Origin of the sequence: Paraburkholderia phosphatilytica (genome assembly GCF_003443895.1) — a bacterium.
GTDB lineage: Bacteria > Pseudomonadota > Gammaproteobacteria > Burkholderiales > Burkholderiaceae > Paraburkholderia > Paraburkholderia phosphatilytica.
In genome coordinates this window covers 1-18,642 of the sequence record NZ_QQOA01000044.1, presented here as the reverse complement: position 1 = coordinate 18,642, position 18,642 = coordinate 1, and the positions used below count along the sequence as shown (strand labels likewise).

15 protein-coding genes are annotated in these 18,642 nt (G+C 64.9%); 6 read left to right on the top strand and 9 right to left on the bottom strand.

Going from position 1 to position 18,642, the window contains the following annotated elements:
- The first annotated feature begins 3 nt into the window (after nt 1-3).
- The gene (gene pqqE, locus DVS29_RS30820; RefSeq protein ID WP_118184316.1) at nt 4-1,182 is read left to right on the top strand and encodes a pyrroloquinoline quinone biosynthesis protein PqqE; all 1,179 of its coding nucleotides are present in this window, start codon (nt 4-6) and stop codon (nt 1,180-1,182) included.
- On the top strand, nt 1,179-3,458 hold the full coding sequence (locus tag DVS29_RS30815) for a TonB-dependent receptor (RefSeq protein WP_118184315.1): 2,280 nt from the start codon (nt 1,179-1,181) through the stop codon (nt 3,456-3,458). Before pqqE ends, DVS29_RS30815 begins: the two co-directional genes overlap by 4 nt.
- A gap of 10 nt (nt 3,459-3,468) precedes the next feature.
- Here the strand turns inward: DVS29_RS30815 and DVS29_RS30810 are convergent, their stop codons facing one another.
- From DVS29_RS30810 to DVS29_RS30800, 3 genes are all read right to left on the bottom strand, one after another.
- Nucleotides 3,469-4,842, bottom strand: a complete 1,374-nt coding sequence (locus tag DVS29_RS30810; protein ID WP_240655878.1) for an FAD-binding oxidoreductase — start codon at nt 4,840-4,842, stop codon at nt 3,469-3,471.
- A gap of 74 nt (nt 4,843-4,916) precedes the next feature.
- A complete protein-coding gene (locus DVS29_RS30805; protein ID WP_118184313.1) occupies nt 4,917-6,221 on the bottom strand; it encodes an MFS transporter in 1,305 nt (434 codons plus the stop codon).
- Nucleotides 6,222-6,282: 61 nt separating this feature from the next.
- Entirely contained in the window at nt 6,283-7,713 is a 1,431-nt protein-coding gene (locus DVS29_RS30800; protein WP_118184358.1) for a sulfatase family protein, read from the bottom strand.
- Between the two features lie 158 nt (nt 7,714-7,871).
- On the opposite strand from DVS29_RS30800, the gene DVS29_RS30795 reads away from it, so the two are divergent.
- Entirely contained in the window at nt 7,872-8,819 is a 948-nt protein-coding gene (locus tag DVS29_RS30795; RefSeq protein WP_118184312.1) for a LysR family transcriptional regulator, read from the top strand.
- Nucleotides 8,820-8,849: 30 nt separating this feature from the next.
- Here DVS29_RS30795 and DVS29_RS30790 read toward each other — a convergent pair whose 3' ends face one another.
- Nucleotides 8,850-9,560, bottom strand: a complete 711-nt coding sequence (locus tag DVS29_RS30790; protein ID WP_118184311.1) for an SDR family NAD(P)-dependent oxidoreductase — start codon at nt 9,558-9,560, stop codon at nt 8,850-8,852.
- 132 nt (nt 9,561-9,692) lie between these two features.
- Between DVS29_RS30790 and DVS29_RS30785 the strand changes: the two genes are divergently transcribed.
- The gene (locus DVS29_RS30785) at nt 9,693-10,622 is read left to right on the top strand and encodes a LysR family transcriptional regulator (RefSeq protein WP_118184310.1); all 930 of its coding nucleotides are present in this window, start codon (nt 9,693-9,695) and stop codon (nt 10,620-10,622) included.
- A gap of 18 nt (nt 10,623-10,640) precedes the next feature.
- Here the strand turns inward: DVS29_RS30785 and DVS29_RS30780 are convergent, their stop codons facing one another.
- Together DVS29_RS30780 and DVS29_RS30775 are read right to left on the bottom strand one after the other, a co-directional pair.
- Nucleotides 10,641-11,399 carry an SDR family NAD(P)-dependent oxidoreductase gene (locus DVS29_RS30780; protein ID WP_118184309.1) on the bottom strand — a complete coding sequence of 253 codons (759 nt, stop codon included), beginning with the start codon at nt 11,397-11,399 and terminating at the stop codon, nt 10,641-10,643.
- A gap of 57 nt (nt 11,400-11,456) precedes the next feature.
- The gene (locus tag DVS29_RS30775) at nt 11,457-12,206 is read right to left on the bottom strand and encodes an SDR family oxidoreductase (RefSeq protein ID WP_118184308.1); all 750 of its coding nucleotides are present in this window, start codon (nt 12,204-12,206) and stop codon (nt 11,457-11,459) included.
- Nucleotides 12,207-12,304: 98 nt separating this feature from the next.
- Here DVS29_RS30775 and DVS29_RS30770 point away from each other — a divergent pair, with 98 nt between their 5' ends.
- Nucleotides 12,305-13,222 carry an AraC family transcriptional regulator gene (locus tag DVS29_RS30770; protein ID WP_205962546.1) on the top strand — a complete coding sequence of 306 codons (918 nt, stop codon included), beginning with the start codon at nt 12,305-12,307 and terminating at the stop codon, nt 13,220-13,222.
- 222 nt (nt 13,223-13,444) lie between these two features.
- On the top strand, nt 13,445-15,739 hold the full coding sequence (locus tag DVS29_RS30765) for a PA14 domain-containing protein (protein WP_240655877.1): 2,295 nt from the start codon (nt 13,445-13,447) through the stop codon (nt 15,737-15,739).
- A gap of 61 nt (nt 15,740-15,800) precedes the next feature.
- Here DVS29_RS30765 and DVS29_RS30760 read toward each other — a convergent pair whose 3' ends face one another.
- The 3 genes from DVS29_RS30760 to DVS29_RS30750 form a co-directional block, all read right to left on the bottom strand.
- Nucleotides 15,801-16,892: an NHL repeat-containing protein gene (locus DVS29_RS30760; protein ID WP_240655875.1), complete on the bottom strand. Its 1,092-nt coding sequence runs from the start codon at nt 16,890-16,892 to the stop codon at nt 15,801-15,803.
- Between the two features lie 379 nt (nt 16,893-17,271).
- Nucleotides 17,272-17,676, bottom strand: a complete 405-nt coding sequence (locus tag DVS29_RS30755) for an aspartate/glutamate racemase family protein (protein ID WP_164708027.1) — start codon at nt 17,674-17,676, stop codon at nt 17,272-17,274.
- 403 nt (nt 17,677-18,079) lie between these two features.
- Nucleotides 18,080-18,642: RNA-guided endonuclease InsQ/TnpB family protein (locus DVS29_RS30750; protein ID WP_164708026.1), on the bottom strand; the 563-nt coding region annotated here is incomplete at its 5' end.

The window sequence follows — 18,642 nt, the reverse complement described above, 5'->3', positions numbered from 1 at the left end:
GCCATGAGCGAACCATGTTCAGCGTCAACGCAACCGCACATCGAACCGCCGCTGTGGCTGCTCGCGGAACTGACTTACCGCTGCCCGCTGCACTGCGCGTTCTGCTACAACCCGGTCGACTACACGCGCCATTCGCGTGAACTTTCAACCGGCCAATGGATCGACGTGCTGCGCGACGCGCGTGCGTTGGGCGCGGCGCAACTGGGCTTTTCAGGCGGCGAGCCCTTGATGCGCGACGACCTCGAAACGCTCGTCGCCGAAGCACGCAAGCTCGGCTTCTACACGAACCTGATCACGTCCGGCGTTGGTCTGACCGAACGAAGGCTCGCCGACCTCAAGACCGCGGGCCTCGATCACATCCAGCTGTCGTTTCAGGACTCCACGCAGGAACTCAACGATTTCCTGAGCAGCACCCGCACCTTCGCCCTGAAACGCCGCGTCGCCGATTCGATCAAGCGGCACGGCTTTCCGATGGTGATGAACTGCGTGCTGCACCGCTTCAACCTGCCGCACGTCGATCGCATCATCGAGATGGCCGTTGCGCTCGGCGCCGAGTATCTCGAACTCGCGAACACGCAGTACTACGGCTGGGCGCACGCGAACCGCGCGCAGTTGATGCCGACGCGCGAGCAGCTCGACGCCGCGGAAGCCGTCGTCGAACGCTATCGGCGCGAGCTTGGCGAACGCTGCCGCATCTTCTTCGTCGTGCCCGACTACTTCGAGCGGCGGCCAAAGCGCTGCATGAACGGCTGGGGGTCGGTGTTCCTCGGGGTTGGGCCCGATGGCACCGCACTGCCCTGTCACGCCGCGCGCAGTTTGCCGGGCCTCGCGCTGCCGAATGTGCGCGACATGCCGTTGCGCCAGATCTGGTACGACAGCGATGCGTTCAACCGCTTTCGCGGCACGAGCTGGATGAAGGAGCCCTGCCGCAGTTGCGACGAGAAGGAGCACGACCTGGGCGGCTGCCGCTGCCAGGCATCCATGCTGACCGGCGACCCGACGAACGCCGACCCGGTGTGCGACCGATCGCCGATGCACGAGAAGGTGGTGCAGATGGTGCGCGATGCGGCACGTGCGGAAGCCGGCGCTTCGCCGGAACTCACGGCGGCGCGCGAGCAGCCGATCCTGTTCCGCAACGACGCGAACTCGCGCTGGCTTGCATTGGCAACGGGCGGCGTATGAGTGCCCAGAAAGCCCTCGCCACCGCGGCGCGCGTTGCGTTCGGCAGCGTGCTCGCAGTCGGCGTACCTGCGGGAGTCCGGGCGCAAACCAGTCCTCCGCCGACGCCCGTCACGACCCTCGCGCCGATCCTCGTGGTCGGCACGACGCCGCTCGCCGGTGTCGGCACGCCGCTCCCGCTGGTGCCTGCGGACGTGCAGACGATACGCGGCAGGGACATCGCACAGCAGCATCGCGAGTCGCTCACCGACTACCTCGACAGGAACGCGCAGAGCATCGACATCAACGACGCGCAGGGCAGTCCGTTCCAGCAGGACGTGAACTACCGCGGCTTCACCGCGTCGCCGCTGCTCGGCACGCCGCAGGGGTTGTCCGTGTTCGTCGATGGCGTGCGCGTGAACGAACCCTTCGGCGACGTGGTCAACTGGGATCTGATCGCGCAGAACGCGATCAGCCAGATCCAGCTGATTCCGGGCTCCAACCCGACCTATGGACTGAACACGCTGGGCGGCGCGCTCGCGATCACCACGAAGAACGGCCGCTCCGATCCCGGCGGCAACGCGCAGATCACCGCCGGTTCGTGGGGCCGCAAGACCGCGCAGATTGAACAGGGCGGCACGATCGGCACAAACCTCGACTACTACGTGACTGGCAACATCGCAAACGACGATGGCTGGGCCGATCACAACGCGAGCCGCGTACGTCAGGGCTTCGGCAAGCTGCGCTATCACGACGCCGACACGACGCTGTCGATCTCGGCCGGCGGCGCGGACAACCACCTGCAAGGCACACAAACCATTCCACGCTCATTCCTTGGCAATCCGAAGCAGGCGTACACCTTTCCGGACCAGAACGAAAACAGCGCCACCTGGGTGACGCTTTCCGGCGACCATTACTTCAACGAGAACGCGGAGCTGAGCGGCAACGTCTACTACCGCCACTATCGCAACACGAACATCAGCAGCAACGTCAACAACGACTATGGCACCGTGGACGACAACGGCAACGTCGACACGATCGAGGCGACCAACGACCGGTCCGTCATCACGACGGACAGCTACGGCGCGAGCCTGCAACTGACGCTGCTGCACAAGCTCGCTGGCATGGACAACCAGTTCGTCGCGGGCATATCGGCAGATATTGCAAATTCAGGCTTCGTGCAATCGCAGCAGAACGCCATGTTCAGCGACTCGCGCGCGACGCTCGGCATCGGCAGCTACACGCCGCAGACCAACGCCGCCACTCACAACGCGAACTACGGGCTCTACTTCGACGACACGCTGTCGCTGACGAAACAGTGGGCGCTGACCCTCGCCGGGCGCTACGACTGGGCACGCGCGACGATCGGCGACGAGAGCGGCATCGAGCCGCTGCTCGACGGCCGGCATACGTTCTCGCGCTTCAATCCGGCCGTAGGCCTCAACTGGAACCCAACGCCGAACTTCACCGCGTACGCAACCTACAACGAGGGCATGCGCTCGCCGACCGCGATCGAACTGGCGTGCGCGGACCCCGCCGCGCCGTGCTCGCTGCCGAACGACTTCATCGCCGATCCGTCTTTGCATCCGGTGATTTCGAAGACCATCGAGGTGGGCGCGCGCGGGCGCATTGGCCGCAACACGACGTGGAGCGCGGCACTCTACCGCACCACGCTCGACAACGACATCCAGTTCGTCAGCAGCCTGGGCGCGGCCAGCACGCTCGGCAATTTCCAGAACGTCGGCAGGACACGCCGTCAAGGCCTCGAACTGGCGGGCCGCACGCAGTACGGACCATTGGGTGTGAGCGCGAGCTACAGCTTTGTCGACGCGACCTATCGATCGACGTGGGTGGAAAGCAGCGCGAGCAATTCGAGCGCCGACGCAAACGGCAATATCACGGTGCATTCCGGCGACCGCATCCCGGGCATTCCGGCGAACACCGTCAAGCTGCGTCTCGACTATCAGCCGGCTGCGCACTCGACCGTCGGCACGAACCTGACATGGCGTGGCAGTATTTTCGCGCGCGGCGACGAAGACAATCAGGACGTGAACGGCAAGCTCTCCGGCTATCTGCTCGTGGACCTCGATGCAAGCTGGCAGGCGACGAAGCAACTGCAGATCTTCGCGACGGTGACGAATCTTTTGAACAAGCGCTACGACACGTTCGGCATTCTCGGCCAGAACTATTTCAACGGGCCGAACCACACGTTCGATGGTGCGAACCCAGTGAACGAGCAGTTCGTGGGGCCCGGCACGCCGCGCGGTGCGTGGGTAGGGGTACGCTACGCGTGGAAGTGACGAAGCCCCGTCAGGGCATCACCCTGCCCGCGTTCAGGATGTGCGACGGGTCGAGCAGTGTCTTCAGCTTGCGCATCAGCTCGAGTTCGGCCTCCGAGCGCGTCAACGGCAGGAATTCGCGCTTCACGACGCCGATGCCGTGCTCCGCCGAAATGCAACCGCCCGCGTCGCTCACCGCTTCGTACACGAGCCGTTCGACGTCGTGCAGCGCGGCTTCGTCGTGATACGGGCCGCTCAGTACGTGCAGGTTGCCATCGCCGAGATGGCCGAAGAACAGATGACGCTGCGCCGGAAAACGCGTTCGCAGGCTCGCGCTCAGCATCGACACGCAGCGCTCCATCGCATCCATCGGCACGCCGACATCGAATGCCGCGTGCGGCCGCGTCGCCGCCAGCAGTTCGCCGACCGACTCGCGCGCGGCCCACAGCTGCTTCGCCTGGTCGATCGACTGCGCGACGATCACGTCGTCGATGCTGCCGGCTTCGAGCGCATCGCCAAGCGCTGCTTCCAGCGCGCGTTGTGCATCGTCGCCCGCATCGCCGAGCGTTTCGACGAGCGCGTACACGGGATAGCGCGTCGCAAACGGAGGCTTCAGATGCGCGACTTCGCCGGCCGCCAGCATGAAGTCGTCCCACATCAGTTCGAACGACGATAGACCGGGCAAACGCATGCGCAGCGTTTTGAGCAGCTGCGCGGCGGCATCGAACGAACCGAGCGCGCAGAGTGCCGTCTGCGCGGCGGCGGGCTTGGGTTCGAGCTTCAGCACGAGCCGCGTGATCGCACCGAGCATACCTTCCGAGCCGATGAACAGCTGCTTCAGATCGATGCCCGTGGTGTTCTTCGTCGTGCGGTTGAGCATCGACAGCACGGTGCCGTCCGGCAGCGCCACTTCCAGGCCGAGAATGCGCTCGCGCATGGTGCCGAAGCGCAGCACGCGATTGCCGCCCGCGTTGGTGGCCGCATTGCCGCCGAGCTGGCACGAGCCGCGCGCGCCGAGATCCAGTGGAAAGAACCAGCCCGCTTCCTCCACGTGACCCTGCAGTTGTTCGAGCACGACGCCCGCCTGCACCGTGATTGTGCCGCCGGTCGTATCGAACGCTTCGATCGCGTTCAGCCGCGCGAGCGACAGCACCACTTCGCCGGCCTGCGGCGTAGCGGCGCCCGCGAGTCCAGTGAGGCCGCCTTGCACGACGACCCGCTGACGATGCTGCGCCAGCACCGCGAACGCGCGCGCGACTTCTTCGGGCGTACGCGGCTGGATCACGAGCGGCGGCACGCAGCGCGGCGCATCGCTCCAGTCGGCGGCATGGGCGTCCGCCGTGGCGCGATCGGCGGTGACGCGATCGGCGCCGAGGGCCTTGGCCAACGCGTCTTGAAGGAACATCGAATGGGAATCGTGCATGGCAGCAGCGCTCGAATCAGGGCAATCGTGAGTTGAAGCAAACGGTATCGCGCTGCTCAATCGGCGCTATGCGTGCGTTCGACCTTGCCGCCGAAGCGCTTGAGCGCGAGACCGGCAACGAGCCCGATGCACGCGATCACGGTCATATAAAGACCCGGCGCGGTCGGCCCCACGCGATGCAGCAGGTTGGTGACGACGAGCGGCGTGATGCCCGTGAACACCACGGTCGCGAGATTGAGCGCGAGCGCGACGCCGGAAAAACGCACCGGCGTCGGGAACAGATCCGCGAGCAGAAACGCGTAAGTGCCGTTGACGAAGCCGCCCACCACGCCGACGATCGCGAACATCGTGTACGGATCGATCGCGTGGTGAGCGACGAGTCGATAGAACGGATAGCTGCCCGCGAGCATCACCAGCGCGCCGGCGCGATGCACGACGCGCGGCGGAATACGGTCGCCGAGCCACGCGCAGGCCAGCAGCGACACCGACATCGCCGAGATGCCGAGATTCTGCGCGGCGCTCGCGGTTGCCGGCGATTCATGCAGCACCGTCGCGAGATACGACGGCAGCACGACGAACAGCAGGCTGTTCGCCGCATTCACGATGCCGGCCACGCCGACGCCCGCCGCGACCTGCCACGGATAGGCCGTCAGCACCGTGCGAAACGGACGCTTCGCCTTGTGGCTGCGCAGCCGCTGATATTCCGCGGATTCCTCGAGCGACGTGCGCAGCCAGTACGACAGCAACCCGATCAGGCCGCCGAAGATGAACGCGATGCGCCAGCCGTACGTGAGCACGTCGGCGGCGTCGAGCGACGCGTGCAGCACGAGGCTCATCAATGTCGCGGTGAGCACGCCCGAGTTCAGGCAGAACACCACGAGACCGCCGACGAGACTCGCACGCTGCGGCATTTCCTCGACGACGTACGAGATCGAGCACGGCAGTTCGCCCGCGAGAAAAAAGCCTTGCGCAAGCCGCAGCAGCACGAGCAGCACCGGCGCGAAAACGCCGATGCTCGCGTAGCCGGGAATCAGCCCGATGCCGATCGTCGATGCCGACATCGCGAGCACCGACACCAGAAAGATCGCGCGCCGCCCGAAGCGATCGCCGAGACTCGACAGCACGATGCCGCCGAGCGGACGCGACACGTAGCCGATCGCGAACACGCCGAATGCGCTGATCAGCGACGCGACCGGATCCGCGGCGGGGAAAAACTGCCGCGCGATCTCGCGCGCGAATACGCCGTAGATGATGAAGTCGTAGATCTCCAGCGAACCGCCGAGGCTCGCGAGAATCACCGTCTTCCATTTGCGCCTGAGCCCGGCCGGTGCCGCCGCCGTGGCGAGAGGGGCTGAGTGCATCGTCGTCTCCGATGTGTGTTTTCTGTTTTGTGCTGCTGCGGGCCGTGCCCGCGATGCGCGTTCAGGCTGCCGGCACCGGTGTGGCCGCCGGCGTGCCGGTTCTCAGCGCGGCTTCGCGTCCGCCGAATTTTTCGATGAGACGCGCCTGATCGGCTTTCGCCGCCGCATCGACTGCTTCCGGGTCGAGCAGCGCGCGCAACGACGCTTCGAAGCGCGCAACCACGTCGGCATAAGCGGGATCGTTCGCGACGTCGCGCAACTCTTCGGGATCGCGTTGCAGGTCGAACAGTTCGGCGCGGTGGCCCACGTAGTAGTGAAACTTGTAGCGCGCATCGGCAAGCATGTACGCCGCGGTTTCGGAGCCGACCGCATGGTACTCGCTGAACGCAAGCCGGTCCGGCTGCGCCGGTGCGTTCGCGAGCCGCGCGAGCGAGGTGCCGGGGCCTGCCTGCAGCGCTTCGGGACAACCGGTCAGGTCCAGCAGCGTGTTCTGCACGTCGACGAGGGACACCGGCGTCGCGTTGACCTCGCCCGCCGGAATGCCGGGGCCCGCAAGAATCAGCGGCACGCCCGTCGATTCGCGGTACATCAGGCATTTGTTCCACATGCCGCGCTTGCCGAGGTTGTCGCCGTGATCGCTGCTGTAGATCACCGTCGTCGTGTCTTCGAGGCCATGCTCGCGCAGCGCCGCGAGCACCTTGCCCGCCTGCGCGTCCATGAACGATACGAGCGCGAGATAGCACGCGACAGCAAGACGCCGCCGCGCTTCGCTCCCCACCGCGGCATCGTGATCCACGTGGCGCGCCTGGCGCTCGACCCACGGGTGACGCACATAGCCTGTCGACGGATGCAGCAACGGCAGATCGAGCGACTCGGGCGGATACAGATCGAGCCATTCCTGCGGCACCACGAGCGGGAAATGCGGCGCGACGAGGCCGACGTACAGCACCCACGGCGACGCGTCCTGCGCGTGGTCCGCGAGCCAGCTGACCGCGGTGTCGGCCACGCGCATGTCGAAGCGGTTGTAGCTGGAAGTGCCCGCGCCGATCGTGTCGTACAGCGGCGAACGGCCCATCGTCTCCGGCAGCGGATCGCGCACGGAGCCCCACACCTGGCCGATGCCGTCGAGAATATGCACCGCGTGATGCTGACGATGAAAACCGACCGGCGCCGCCTCCGACTGGTAATGCAGCTTGCCGACCGAATCGCACAGCACGCCGTGATCGGCGAGATGTTGCGCCCAGCCGGTCGGCACGCCGTCGTACGCGATCGCGTTGTCCCAGCAGCGGATGTCGTGCACGTGGCGCCCGGTCGCAAGACTCGCACGCGCGGGCACGCAGATCGGCGACGGCGTATAGGCGTTCGAAAAACGCGTGCCGCGGGCGGCCAGCGCGTCGAGGTTGGGCGTGTGGATGAACGGATGACCCGCGCAGCCCATCAGGCCGTGCTGGTGTTCGTCCGACAGGATGAAGAGGACGTTGGTCGGTCGCATGACTCTGTTGTCTGTGCGCAGATGAATGCGCGAGCAGCCCATGGGTAAGGCCTGGCTGCGTCTCCTGCAACCAATGGTGGTACGCTTGCGCATGAGATGCAAGTGAGCGTTTTTTGAAAGCGAATAACTTTTCGTTATTCGCAGCCTGCCTGGCGCCCATGAATCCGATCGAACGTTTTTTCGAGGCTGGCCTGAAGCTCAGCCATCTGCGCCTGCTGACGCTGTTCGACAGCCTGGGCCAGATCCGGCTCGTAGCGGAGCGCCTGAACCTCACGCAGGCCGCCGTTTCGAAGCAGCTCGCCGATCTCGAAGACGGGCTCGGCGCTACGGTGCTCGAACGCGCGGGCAACCGGCTCCGCTTCACGCCGGTCGGCGACGTGCTGCTGCGCCACGCACGCGAGGTGTTTCATCAGATCGAGCGGGCGCGCTACGAGGTCGACGCGCTCACAAGCGGCCTGTCCGGGCGCATTTCGGTGGGCGCGGTGCCGACCGTGCTGCCGGTGTTCGCGCCCGAGCTCGTACTGGAACTGAAGAAGCGCGCGCCGCACGTCAACGCATCGTTTTTCGAAGCCACCAGCGACCGGCTGTTCCAGATGCTGGCCACCGGCGGGCTCGATTTCGTGTTGAGCCGCAACGAGCCGCAGGAGGGCATTGGCGGATTAGCGTCGCGCGCGCTGCTCGACGATCCGATCGTGATCGTGTGCGGACGCGACCATCCGCTGGCCGCGCGCCGCACCGTAACGCGAGCCGACCTTGCCGGGCTGCCGTGGATTTTGCCGCCGCGCGAAGCGCCCACATTCATCGCGCTCGAACGCTGGCTGCAACGTGGGGGCCTCGAATTGCCGGCCGGCTGCGTACAGTCGGTGTCGATCCAGGCCAACGAGACGATGGTCGGCCTGTATCCGTTTCTTGCGCTGATGCCGCTGACGGTGGCGAGACGCGGCATCGCGCGCGACACGCTCGCGATCCTCGCGCTGGAAGGCGCGCGCTTTCTGGAAACCGTGCGGCTCTACTTCAGCGAGACCTCGCCCAATCCTGTTCTCGCGACCGCGCTCGACTGCGTGACCGCCGTCGAGCTGCGCATTTCGGCTTCGCTGAGCGTGTGAACGCTGCGTCGAACCCCGCTGTGAACACGCCTACCATGGCACGGTACGCCCGAGATAATCGACATACTGCAAACCCGGCGTGCCTTCCATCGAAAGCAGCACGTTCACGAGGCTCGGCACGCTTTCCTCGATGCTGAGCCGCCCTTCCGGTCCGCCGAGATCGGTGCGCACCCAGCCCGGCGCCATCAATACCATCGCGCGCGACGATTTCGCGTGACGCGTCGCGAAGCTGCGCATGAACATGTTCAGCGCCGCCTTGGTGCCGCGATACAGTTCGCGCTCGCCGGTCTCGTTGTTGCCGACGCTGCCCTGGCCCGACGACATCACGCCGATGATGCCCGCGGGCGTCACGTTCTGCTCCAGCGCTTCGACGACACGCATCGGGCTGAGCGCGTTGGTGATCATCAGGCTGACGAAATCGCCCGTGGACACTTCGCCGATCGTCTGCGTCGGATCGGGATTGGTGGTGCCCGCGTTGACGAACAGGATGTCGAACGCGCGGCCCGACAGACGCTGCTTCAACGCCGCGAGCTGATCCGGTTCGACGATGTCGATGACCTCGATGTCGACCTGACCGGGGTGCTGGTCCGCGAGTTCGTGCAGCAACGTGCGGGTCGTGCCGCCGCGAACCGTGCCGACCACACTCCATCCCTTCTTCACAAACTCGACGGCCATCGCGTGACCCAGACCGCGCGACGCGCCGACGATCAGGATCGTGCGGTTAGAAGTTGCTGTGGACATGATGCAGTTCCTTCGATGACTTGAACCCTGTCGATCGTGACACGCACCCCTCGCATGCACAAGACGCACAGGAATCAAACCATCATTGCGTTCAACGCCGGGTGTCGCGAGCCATTGGGGTATGCTCCGGCCATGGACAACGTGGACCTGAACCTGCTCGTCGCGCTCGATGTGCTGCTCGCCGAAGGCAGCGTCACCGGCGCGGCCCGCCGTCTTGGCCTGAGCTCTTCCGCGATGAGCCGCACGCTCACGCGGCTACGATCGGCCACCGGTGACCCGCTGCTGGTGCGCGCGGGCCGCGGGCTGGTACCGACGCCTCACGCTGCCGCGCTGCGCGATCGCGTCCGTGAATTGACGCGCGATGCGCAAGCCGTGCTCAGGCCGCAGACCAGCGATCTCGAAGTCGCCTCGCTCGCGCAGACCTTCACGATTCGCGCGAACGAGGCATTCGTCGAGTTCTTCTCCGTGCCATTGCTGGCCGCGATCGCTGAAGCTGCGCCGCGCGTTCGCCTTCGCTTCGCGCCGAAGCCGAACAAGGACGCGGGGCCGCTAAGAGAAGGCTTGATCGATCTCGAGATCGGCGTGGTCGAAGCCAGCGCGCCGGAATTGCATACGCGGCTTCTGTTCCGCGACCGGCTGGTTGGCATCGCGCGAATCGGTCATCCGCTGCTGGCGGGCAAGAGAGTGACCGTCGAACGGTATGCGGCCTGCGCGCATGTTGCGGCCTCGCCGCGCGGCGATTTCACCAGCCCTGTGGATGACGCGCTGGAAGCGCTTGGGCTTCGACGGGACATCCGTATCGTCGTGCCCGGCTTTCCGGATGCGATGCGGATCGCGCGTCATACGGATCTGGTCGCGCTGGTGCCGCGATCGTGTCTCGGCAACGCGCTCGCGAGCGATCACGCTGCGCGGCAAGGTCTGCAGGACTTCGAGCTGCCAGTGCAAACGCCGGAATTGCGGATCTCGGCGACCTGGCATCCTCGCGTGCATGCGGACCCGGCGCATCGATGGTTGCGCGGAGTCGTTCTGTCGTTATGTCGTGAGGCTTATCCGGCGGCGTAGCAACGGAATCACCCCGCATCACCACGGAATCGTCTCGCCCTCCCATCGCGTGAACGTGCCAGTCGGACTATCCGGACCCAGCAGCGACACCCGCACCACTTCGCGCGCGCCCTGTTCCACCGTATCGGTACCGGCAAAACCGTTTAGGTTGGTTTTCGTAAATCCCGGCGAAACAGCGTGAACCTTGATGCCCTCGGGCTCCAGCTCGATCGCCATCGCGACGGTCAAAGCATTGAGCGCCGTCTTCGATGCCGGATACACCGGACCGAAAATCGAGCGATACGCGAACTCGGGGTTCAGGTTCGTCGCGAGCGACCCCACGCCGCTCGACACATTGACGATGCGCGCGAACGGCGCCTCGCGCAGCAGCGGCAGCATCGCCTGGTAGACCGCGAGTACGCCGAACACGTTGGTGTCCCACACCGCGCGCATTTCATCGAGCGATACGTTGCTCGTGCGGGTCGTTTTCGCGTACTCCTCGATTGGCTGACCCTGCTGCCTGCGCGTGTTCGAAATCGCCGCGTTGTTGATGAGCAGATCGAGGCGGCCCGCTTCCTTGCGAATCCGCTGTGCCACCGCAGCGATCGATGCCTGATCGGTCACGTCGAGCTGAAGCGCGATCGCGTTCTTCCCGACCTCTTTTGCAGCAGCTTCGCCGCGCGTCAGATCGCGCGATCCGACGAGCACGATGAAATCGTGTGCGGCCAGATCCTTCGCGATCTGAAGACCGATTCCCTGATTCGCTCCGGTGACGAGAACGACGCGTTTGTCCTGCATGGCATGCTCCTTATCGTGTTACGTGTGTTGCGCGGAATGTTTGTGCGGGATTGAGGATCAGCTGACCTCAGCCGCCCACGCTTCGGCATCGGCGCCGGCGGGGATACGCATCGGCGACGATGCGTCCGTCGCCGCGCGCCATACCGCTTCGGCGACATCCTGTGACCGCGTGAGCGGAACCGACGTGTCCTCCAGACGCGCGAACGTCGCCTTGACGATGTCCGCGTACGCCGCGTGATCGAAGCCATGCATGTGGGCGCGCGCGTTGTCGCCGAAGCTTGTCTCGGGCGAGCGTCCCGGCAGCACGAGACGTACCCGCACGCCCAACGGCTCGAGTTCCAGCGCCATCGATTCCGTGAACGCGTTCACTGCTGCCTTGCTCGCGCGGTACGCGGAAATCAGCGGCAACGCCTTTAGCGTGACGCTCGACGTGACGTTCACGACCACGCCGGCGCCGCGTTGCCGGAACTGCGGCAGCACCGCCTGGGTCAGCGCGATCGTGCCGATGGTGTTCGTCTCGAAGACCTCGCGCACGGTCGCGAGCGGCACGAGTTCGGCAGGCGACGCGGCGCCGAAGCCCGCGTTGTTCACGAGCACGTCGATCGGACCTGCGGCTTCGACGGCCGCGCGAATGCTGTCGGCGTTCGTAACGTCGAGCGGCAGCACGCGCAGGCGCTCCGAAGGCGGCAGCACGTCGGCGCGCGGCGTGCGCATCGTCGCGACGACGCGCCAGTCGCGAGCGAGAAAGGTGCGGGCGATCTCGAGACCGAATCCCGAAGAACAGCCGGTGATCAACACGGTTGGCATGGACACTCCTTGATGATTGGCAAGTGTCCCTACGATAGATCGCCGCGGCCGTACTCGCTACAATCGAAGGTCCGAATTTCATTTGCAGGAGTCCGGCGATGATCGATCCGCTCGCCGAAGTCGTGACGCTGCTGCAGCCGAGCGCGCGCTTCTCCAAACTCGTGTTCGGCGCGAGCCCGTGGCGCATCCGCCGCACGGATACGGGCCAGCCGTTCTATTGCGTGATCCTGGAAGGCGGCTGCCGCATCGCGATCGACGGACACGAACCGCTCGAACTTCTCTCGGGCGATTTCGTGCTGATTCCGGCGGCCTGGGGCGTCGCGATGTCGAGTCTCGACGCGTCACCGTCAGTCGCCGAGACGCTCGCGCCCACCGTGCTCGGCAACGGCGAATACCGCATTGGCGGCATGGAGCGCACGATCGATTCGCGCATGATCGCGGGCCATTGCAGCTTCGGCTCGCCGGATGCGTCGCTGCTGGTCTCGTTGCTGCCGCAACTCGTGCACGTGCGCGGCGAAGCGCGACTCGCCACGCTCGTACGGCTGGTGCGTGAGGAATCGAGCGAACAGCGGCCCGCGCGCGACGTCGTGCTGTCACGCCTGCTGGAAGTGCTGCTGATCGAGGCATTGCGTTCCACCGCGGAGACGAACGCGCCGGCGGGGCTCGTGCGCGGACTGGCCGACAGCCGCCTCGCGGTCGCGATCCGCGGCATGCACGAACGTCCGACGCACGCGTGGACCGTTGCCGCGCTCGCGAAGGAAGCCGCGCTGTCGCGTTCGAGCTTTTTCGAGCGCTTCAGCCGCGCGGTCGGCGTCGCGCCGATGGAATATCTGCTCAGCTGGCGCATGGCGCTTGCGAAAGACCTGCTACGCCGCAACCAGGGCCGCGTCGCCGAGATCGCGCAGCGCGTCGGCTACAGCTCCGCCAGCACTTTCAGCGTCGCGTTCACGCGGCATGTCGGCCGGCCACCCACGCAGTACGCGCGCGAAGAACAGGGCGCCGCGAACGGCGCGTGAATGACCCAGTTGCCGCGCGCAAGCAGTTGATGAGCCATCTCCCGCCAGGGTAAGTCCGAATACGGCGGCGGACAATTACTAATATTATTAATTCCGCCTTAACCTTACCGTTTCTTTCCAGCCTTTGGGATTGCCTGCACACCGGCAAGGGGCGGAGCTTTGCCCGAGAAATTAATAATAATTTCAGACCTCCTATAACGGCGGGGATCTCAGGAGAGACAGGTGCGCAATATCATCGTGCTTGCCGCAAGCGCCGCCATGCTGGCCGCGTGCGGAGGGAACAACGATTCGTCCGGCCCGGCTTCCGTGGCCAACAGTCAGACGCCAGCCACGGACGCGGCATTGGCTGCTGCGGCTGCGGCGGCGGCCAACATCCAGACCGAATTCAAGCTTGCCGGCTCGACGCCGCTCGGCATGCGAACCACCACGCCGGCCGTCGTGATCAGCGATCCGGACCAGAATCTCGCGCCGTACACGCCGCCCGCGCCGCCCGCCGCGCTCACGTCGACCACGCTCAGCTATGGCGACTTCACGAGCTATCTCGCGGCCGGTTCGACGAACGGCTGGGTGGCCGGCGCAACGCCGTCGAGCATCACGATTCCCGCGCCCGCGACCAACGGCACGGGCGCCGGCGACAAGGCCGTCGCGCTCGGCAGCACGTATGCGACCGCGTCGTACGAAGCGGACGTCACGGTCAGCAACCCGGTGGGCACCGGCCCAGCCAACGCGGGCTTCATCGTGCGCACGACCAATCCGACCGCCGGCGGCCCCGACAGCCTGACCGGCTACTTCATCGGCCTCGATACCGGCTCGCATACGCTGGTGGTGGGCCGCGAGAACAACAACTGGACGCAGTTCATCCAGTACCCGATCAGCACGATCGTCGGCGGCAGCACGCACCATCTGAAGGTGACGACAAGCGGCACGGCGATCACCGTCGACCTCGACAACCAGCGTGTGGTCAGCGCGAACGACGCGACCAATGCACTGCCCGCCGCGTTCTCGAAGGGCAGCTTCGGCGTGCGCCGTTTTGGCGTGGGCGCGACCTTCAGCAACATCACGATCAAGACGTATCCGACCGTGACGTCGCCGACCTTCGATTTCTCCAAGGTGGTCGGCACGGTCTACACGCCGTCCACTGCCGACAACGCGATCGACTTCTGGGAGAACTACGACCCCGAAGTGGTGAACCGCGAGCTGACCTATGCGCAGACCTACGGTGTCAACACGATCGCCGTGTATCTGCATTACCTGGTGTGGGCGAACGATCGTGTCGCATTCCTGAGCAAGTTCGAGAACCTGCTGGAAATCGCGGCGCGGCACGGCATCAAGGTGTCGCCGATCTTCTACGACGACTGCTGGAATCCGAACCCGCAGTACGGCCCGCAGCCGGCGCCGGTCTGGGGCGTGCACAACAGCCAGTGGGTGCAGTCGCCGGGCACGCCGGTCGAGCAGGCGTATTTCCAGTCAAGCGCGACGAACGCATCGATCACGTACAAGCAGAGCCTCGCGAACTACATCACCGATTTCGTGGCGCCGCATCGTAACGACCCGCGCATCATCTTCTGGGAGCCGATGAACGAGCCGGGTTGCAGCGGCAACGGCGCGCTGCAGGAAACGCGCGCGGTGATGATGAACGATGCGCGCATCGCGATCCTGAACGCGGGCGCGACGCAGCCGATCAATTCGCCGCAGGTGCAGGAAGACGAAGGCACGTATTTCTCGGACTTCTATGCCTTCCATCCGTACAACAACCCGTACACGGGTCCCGTCAACGGCAGCTACGTAAACGCGCTCAACTCCGAGACGCTGCAGCGCGGCTTCCCCGGCACGACGGGGCAGACGATGCCGGGCATCGTAACGAACTACGGTGGCACCACCGGCTTCATCATCTGGGAACTGATGATCGGGCGCACCAACACGCGCTTCCACTGGGGCCAGACGCCGAGCGCACCCGCGACGGTCGAACCGGCCACGCCGTTCCAGGGGACGATCTACCCGGACGGTCACCCGTGGCAGACGTCGGAAGTGCAGGCACTGACGGGAGGGTTCGATGTGAAGCTGCCGGTGCTCAACGTCGCGTACTACAACGACCCGACGTTCAACAGCGCACCGGTGAAGACGTCGATTGCGCCGCTGGTCGATTTCGATCTGAACACGGAGCGCGGCACCGATTCGCCGGATGCATCCGCGGGCGTCAATGCGACCAACTACGGCATCCGCTGGACCGGTGCGATCGAAGCGTCGACGTCAGGGCTCTACACGTTCTCGATCAACAGCGACAACGTGGCGCGTCTGTGGATCAACGGCGTCGAGATCATCAACAAGCAGACCTCGACGCGCTCCACGGTCAGCGGCATCACGTGGCTGAACGCGAAGCAGCATACGTCGATCAAGGTGGAGTACGTGCACGGCACGGGGCCCGCGGACATGCATCTGTCGTGGTGGAATCCGCTGGTGCAGAGCCCCGCGGCGGTGAGGATCGTACCGTCGGATCCGCTGGTGGCGACGAACTGATCTGATCTCGGTGTGTGTGACGTTGCCGGCGGCGTGGAAGCGTCGCCGGCTTTTTTCGCCTTCATTGGCCGTTCATATCGAATGGCAAAGTCCACACAGTGATGTTGGGCACGTTGTCGTCAACGGCCGCGAAGCGCACGACGTTATTGCGCACCTGCGAAAACGCCAGTCCGAATGCACCGCCTTGCGCGGCATCCACCGAAAGCTGCGCGACGAAGCGTCCTTGCGGCGTGAACTCAACGAGTTCGCTCGGCTGGGTCGGGTCAGCGTTGATCGCATCGCCGTTCGCAGTGAACAGATGGCCGTTCGGACCCAGCGCGAGCGCGAGCGGACCGTGCAGATGCTGATTGTCCGCATAGATCAGCACACCCTTGCCGCCGTCGTGCCGTGAATTGCCTGCGCCGAACACGGCGAAGATCGCATTGTCGACCGTCGATGCGACGTACAGCACGTCCCGCTGCGGATCGTACGCGAGTCCGGTCGGACCCACGACCAGCGCGGCCGGATCGCCGCGGAACGGATAGCCGGATGCGATCCGCGTGCTGGCTTGCAGATGCACGCCGTTGTCGTCGATCGTGAGGTCGAGACGCGTCACGGTCCCGTTGAGCACGTTCGACACGAACACTTTCGCGCGATCGCCAAGATCGAAAATCGTCAGGTCCCATGGGCCGTCGAGACCTGCGTTCGCCATCGTCCATTGCGCGACGACGTTCCCCGTCCGGTTCAGCACCAGCAGCGAGCCGGGCTGGATGGTCGCAAACGTCCCGTCTGTTGTCGGGACGTTCCCGACCAGCACGAAGCCAGCGCGCAGCACGCCGAGCGCCGTAGTCAGACCGAGCCCTGCCGGGCCCTGGAAGAACACCATCGGATTGCCGTTCGGCACGATCTTGACAATCGTCCTGCCGGTGCCCTGGAGGTTCTGCGCGTTGTTGAAATTGGCCACCAGCAGATCGCTCGCGCTAATGGTGCCGTTCGACGGAAAACCTTGCGGAACGAACGCAACGCCGTATGGATTGACGTCGCCGTTCGGCGGCACGGTGGATGACATGACCGCCGGCGGCGGTAGCAGTTGCAGATCGTCGGCCAGCGCTGGCCTGCTTGCAGCTGACACGATCGCCGCACACAGCGCGGCTATCAGCGCAGCGCTCGCCATCCCTTTCCGGCGAGCCGAACGCGCACATGACCACGGCTTGTCACTGAACTCGAGAGCAGAGAAAACGCGATTCATGACGATTCTCCAGAGAGATCGCGACCGCGAGCACACCAAGCGACGCCGGGAATGGCATGTGTCAGCCGCGAGCGGTTTCGCCCGTCGCTGGATGGCAGGGTCGAGCGCGCCCACCGCCATGCGCGTCCATGCAACGCGTGGCGTCAACGGTGGGCCGATCGTCTTGCAGAATGACCAGATGCGAACGGACGTCCGACGGGGATCAACGCGCTCGGGCGGACCGTGCTGCTTAAACGTGCGGGGGGATGCGGATATTCCACGCTGTTCGATGCGAGCGTGGATTTGCGATCGATTGCGTGCGGCGCTAGCCGTTCGGCAGTGTCAGACGAGCCAGCTTACGTGCCACCAGATCCGTTACGTCGACGACTTCCTTGCCCTCATGCTCGACATAAACAAGGGGCAATTCGGTACAGGCAAGCAGCACCACGTCGGACTTCATGGCATCGAGGATCGCCGTGAACGCATCTCTGAGTTCAGGCGCGTTGCCTCTCTCCTTGATGTCGTAGATCAGCTCATGCAATCTTTCAGCCACCTTTGCGTCCGGCAATTCGACATCGATCTGGCCCATCAGCCTTGGATAGTGCGACCATGGACCCATATCGGTAACCGGCCGCGCGCCGAGCAGCGCGACGCGATTCGCTCCACGCTCGTCGTCGTTCTGGCGCCGCCCCACTGTTATGTGCCGCTTGTTCGCATATGGTCGGTTCAATGCGCTCCACATCGCGACGGAATCGACTATATGCGCTCGTCGCACGTCAAAGAATTCCGCGAACTGAGCCCAAGTGGTGCTAGTCGACGCTCATCGAGCATCGACTAGCACCATTCTTTTTGACGCGATAAGGTGAGCCGGTGATGCTTGCGGTCACGCGCAAGTCGTGACCCGAGGGACGGAGCCGTCGAATTCGAACGGCTTGAAGTCAACTGGATGTCCTGGGTGGAGAACCGGCTGTGGCGAAGAAACCGTTGAAGGACGTCCTGGGCGAGCATCGGAAACCGCCGCGGAAAGCGGGCGTGTGCCCAGCGACTTTTGCGAGAACCTGCGTCTGCTTTGCCGCTTCTATCGATCCGTTGCGGAGGTCTGCCGGAAGCTCAATTTGACATCCTCCCGCGGCCTAAAGGCCGGAGATTCCTACGGCGCTCACCCCGGCGTCGAGCCGGGATGAGCCGCTTCGGTGGGTTCCTGCTGCTGGCGACTGTGCTGCATCGCTCACTTCACAGGCGAACCGGGCGTGTCCCGCCCTTAGAACATTGATCGCGCCGACTACATCGGCGTTTTCCTCAAAGCCACACTCCACGCACGCGAACCGCGCCTGCGTCTGCCGGTTGTCCGCCGACACATGATCGCAGCACGGACAGGTGCGGCTCGTGTTCCGTGGCGGTACGGCGACGAGCCAGCCGCCGTGCCACGCCAGCTTGTAGTCCAGTTGGCGGCGGAACTCGAACCAGCCCTGATCGAGGATGGATCTGTTCAGCCCGGACTTGCCCCTGACCTGCTTTCCCGGTTGTCCGGCATTGCCCGTGGCGGACCTGGACATGTTCCGCACCTGCAAGTCCTCGATACACACCATCGCGTGGTTTGGGCTGATCGTGGTTGAGCACTTGTGCAGGTAGTCGCGGCGAGCGTTGCCAATGCGGGAATGAATACGCTGGACGCGGGCTTTCGCCTTCTTCCAGT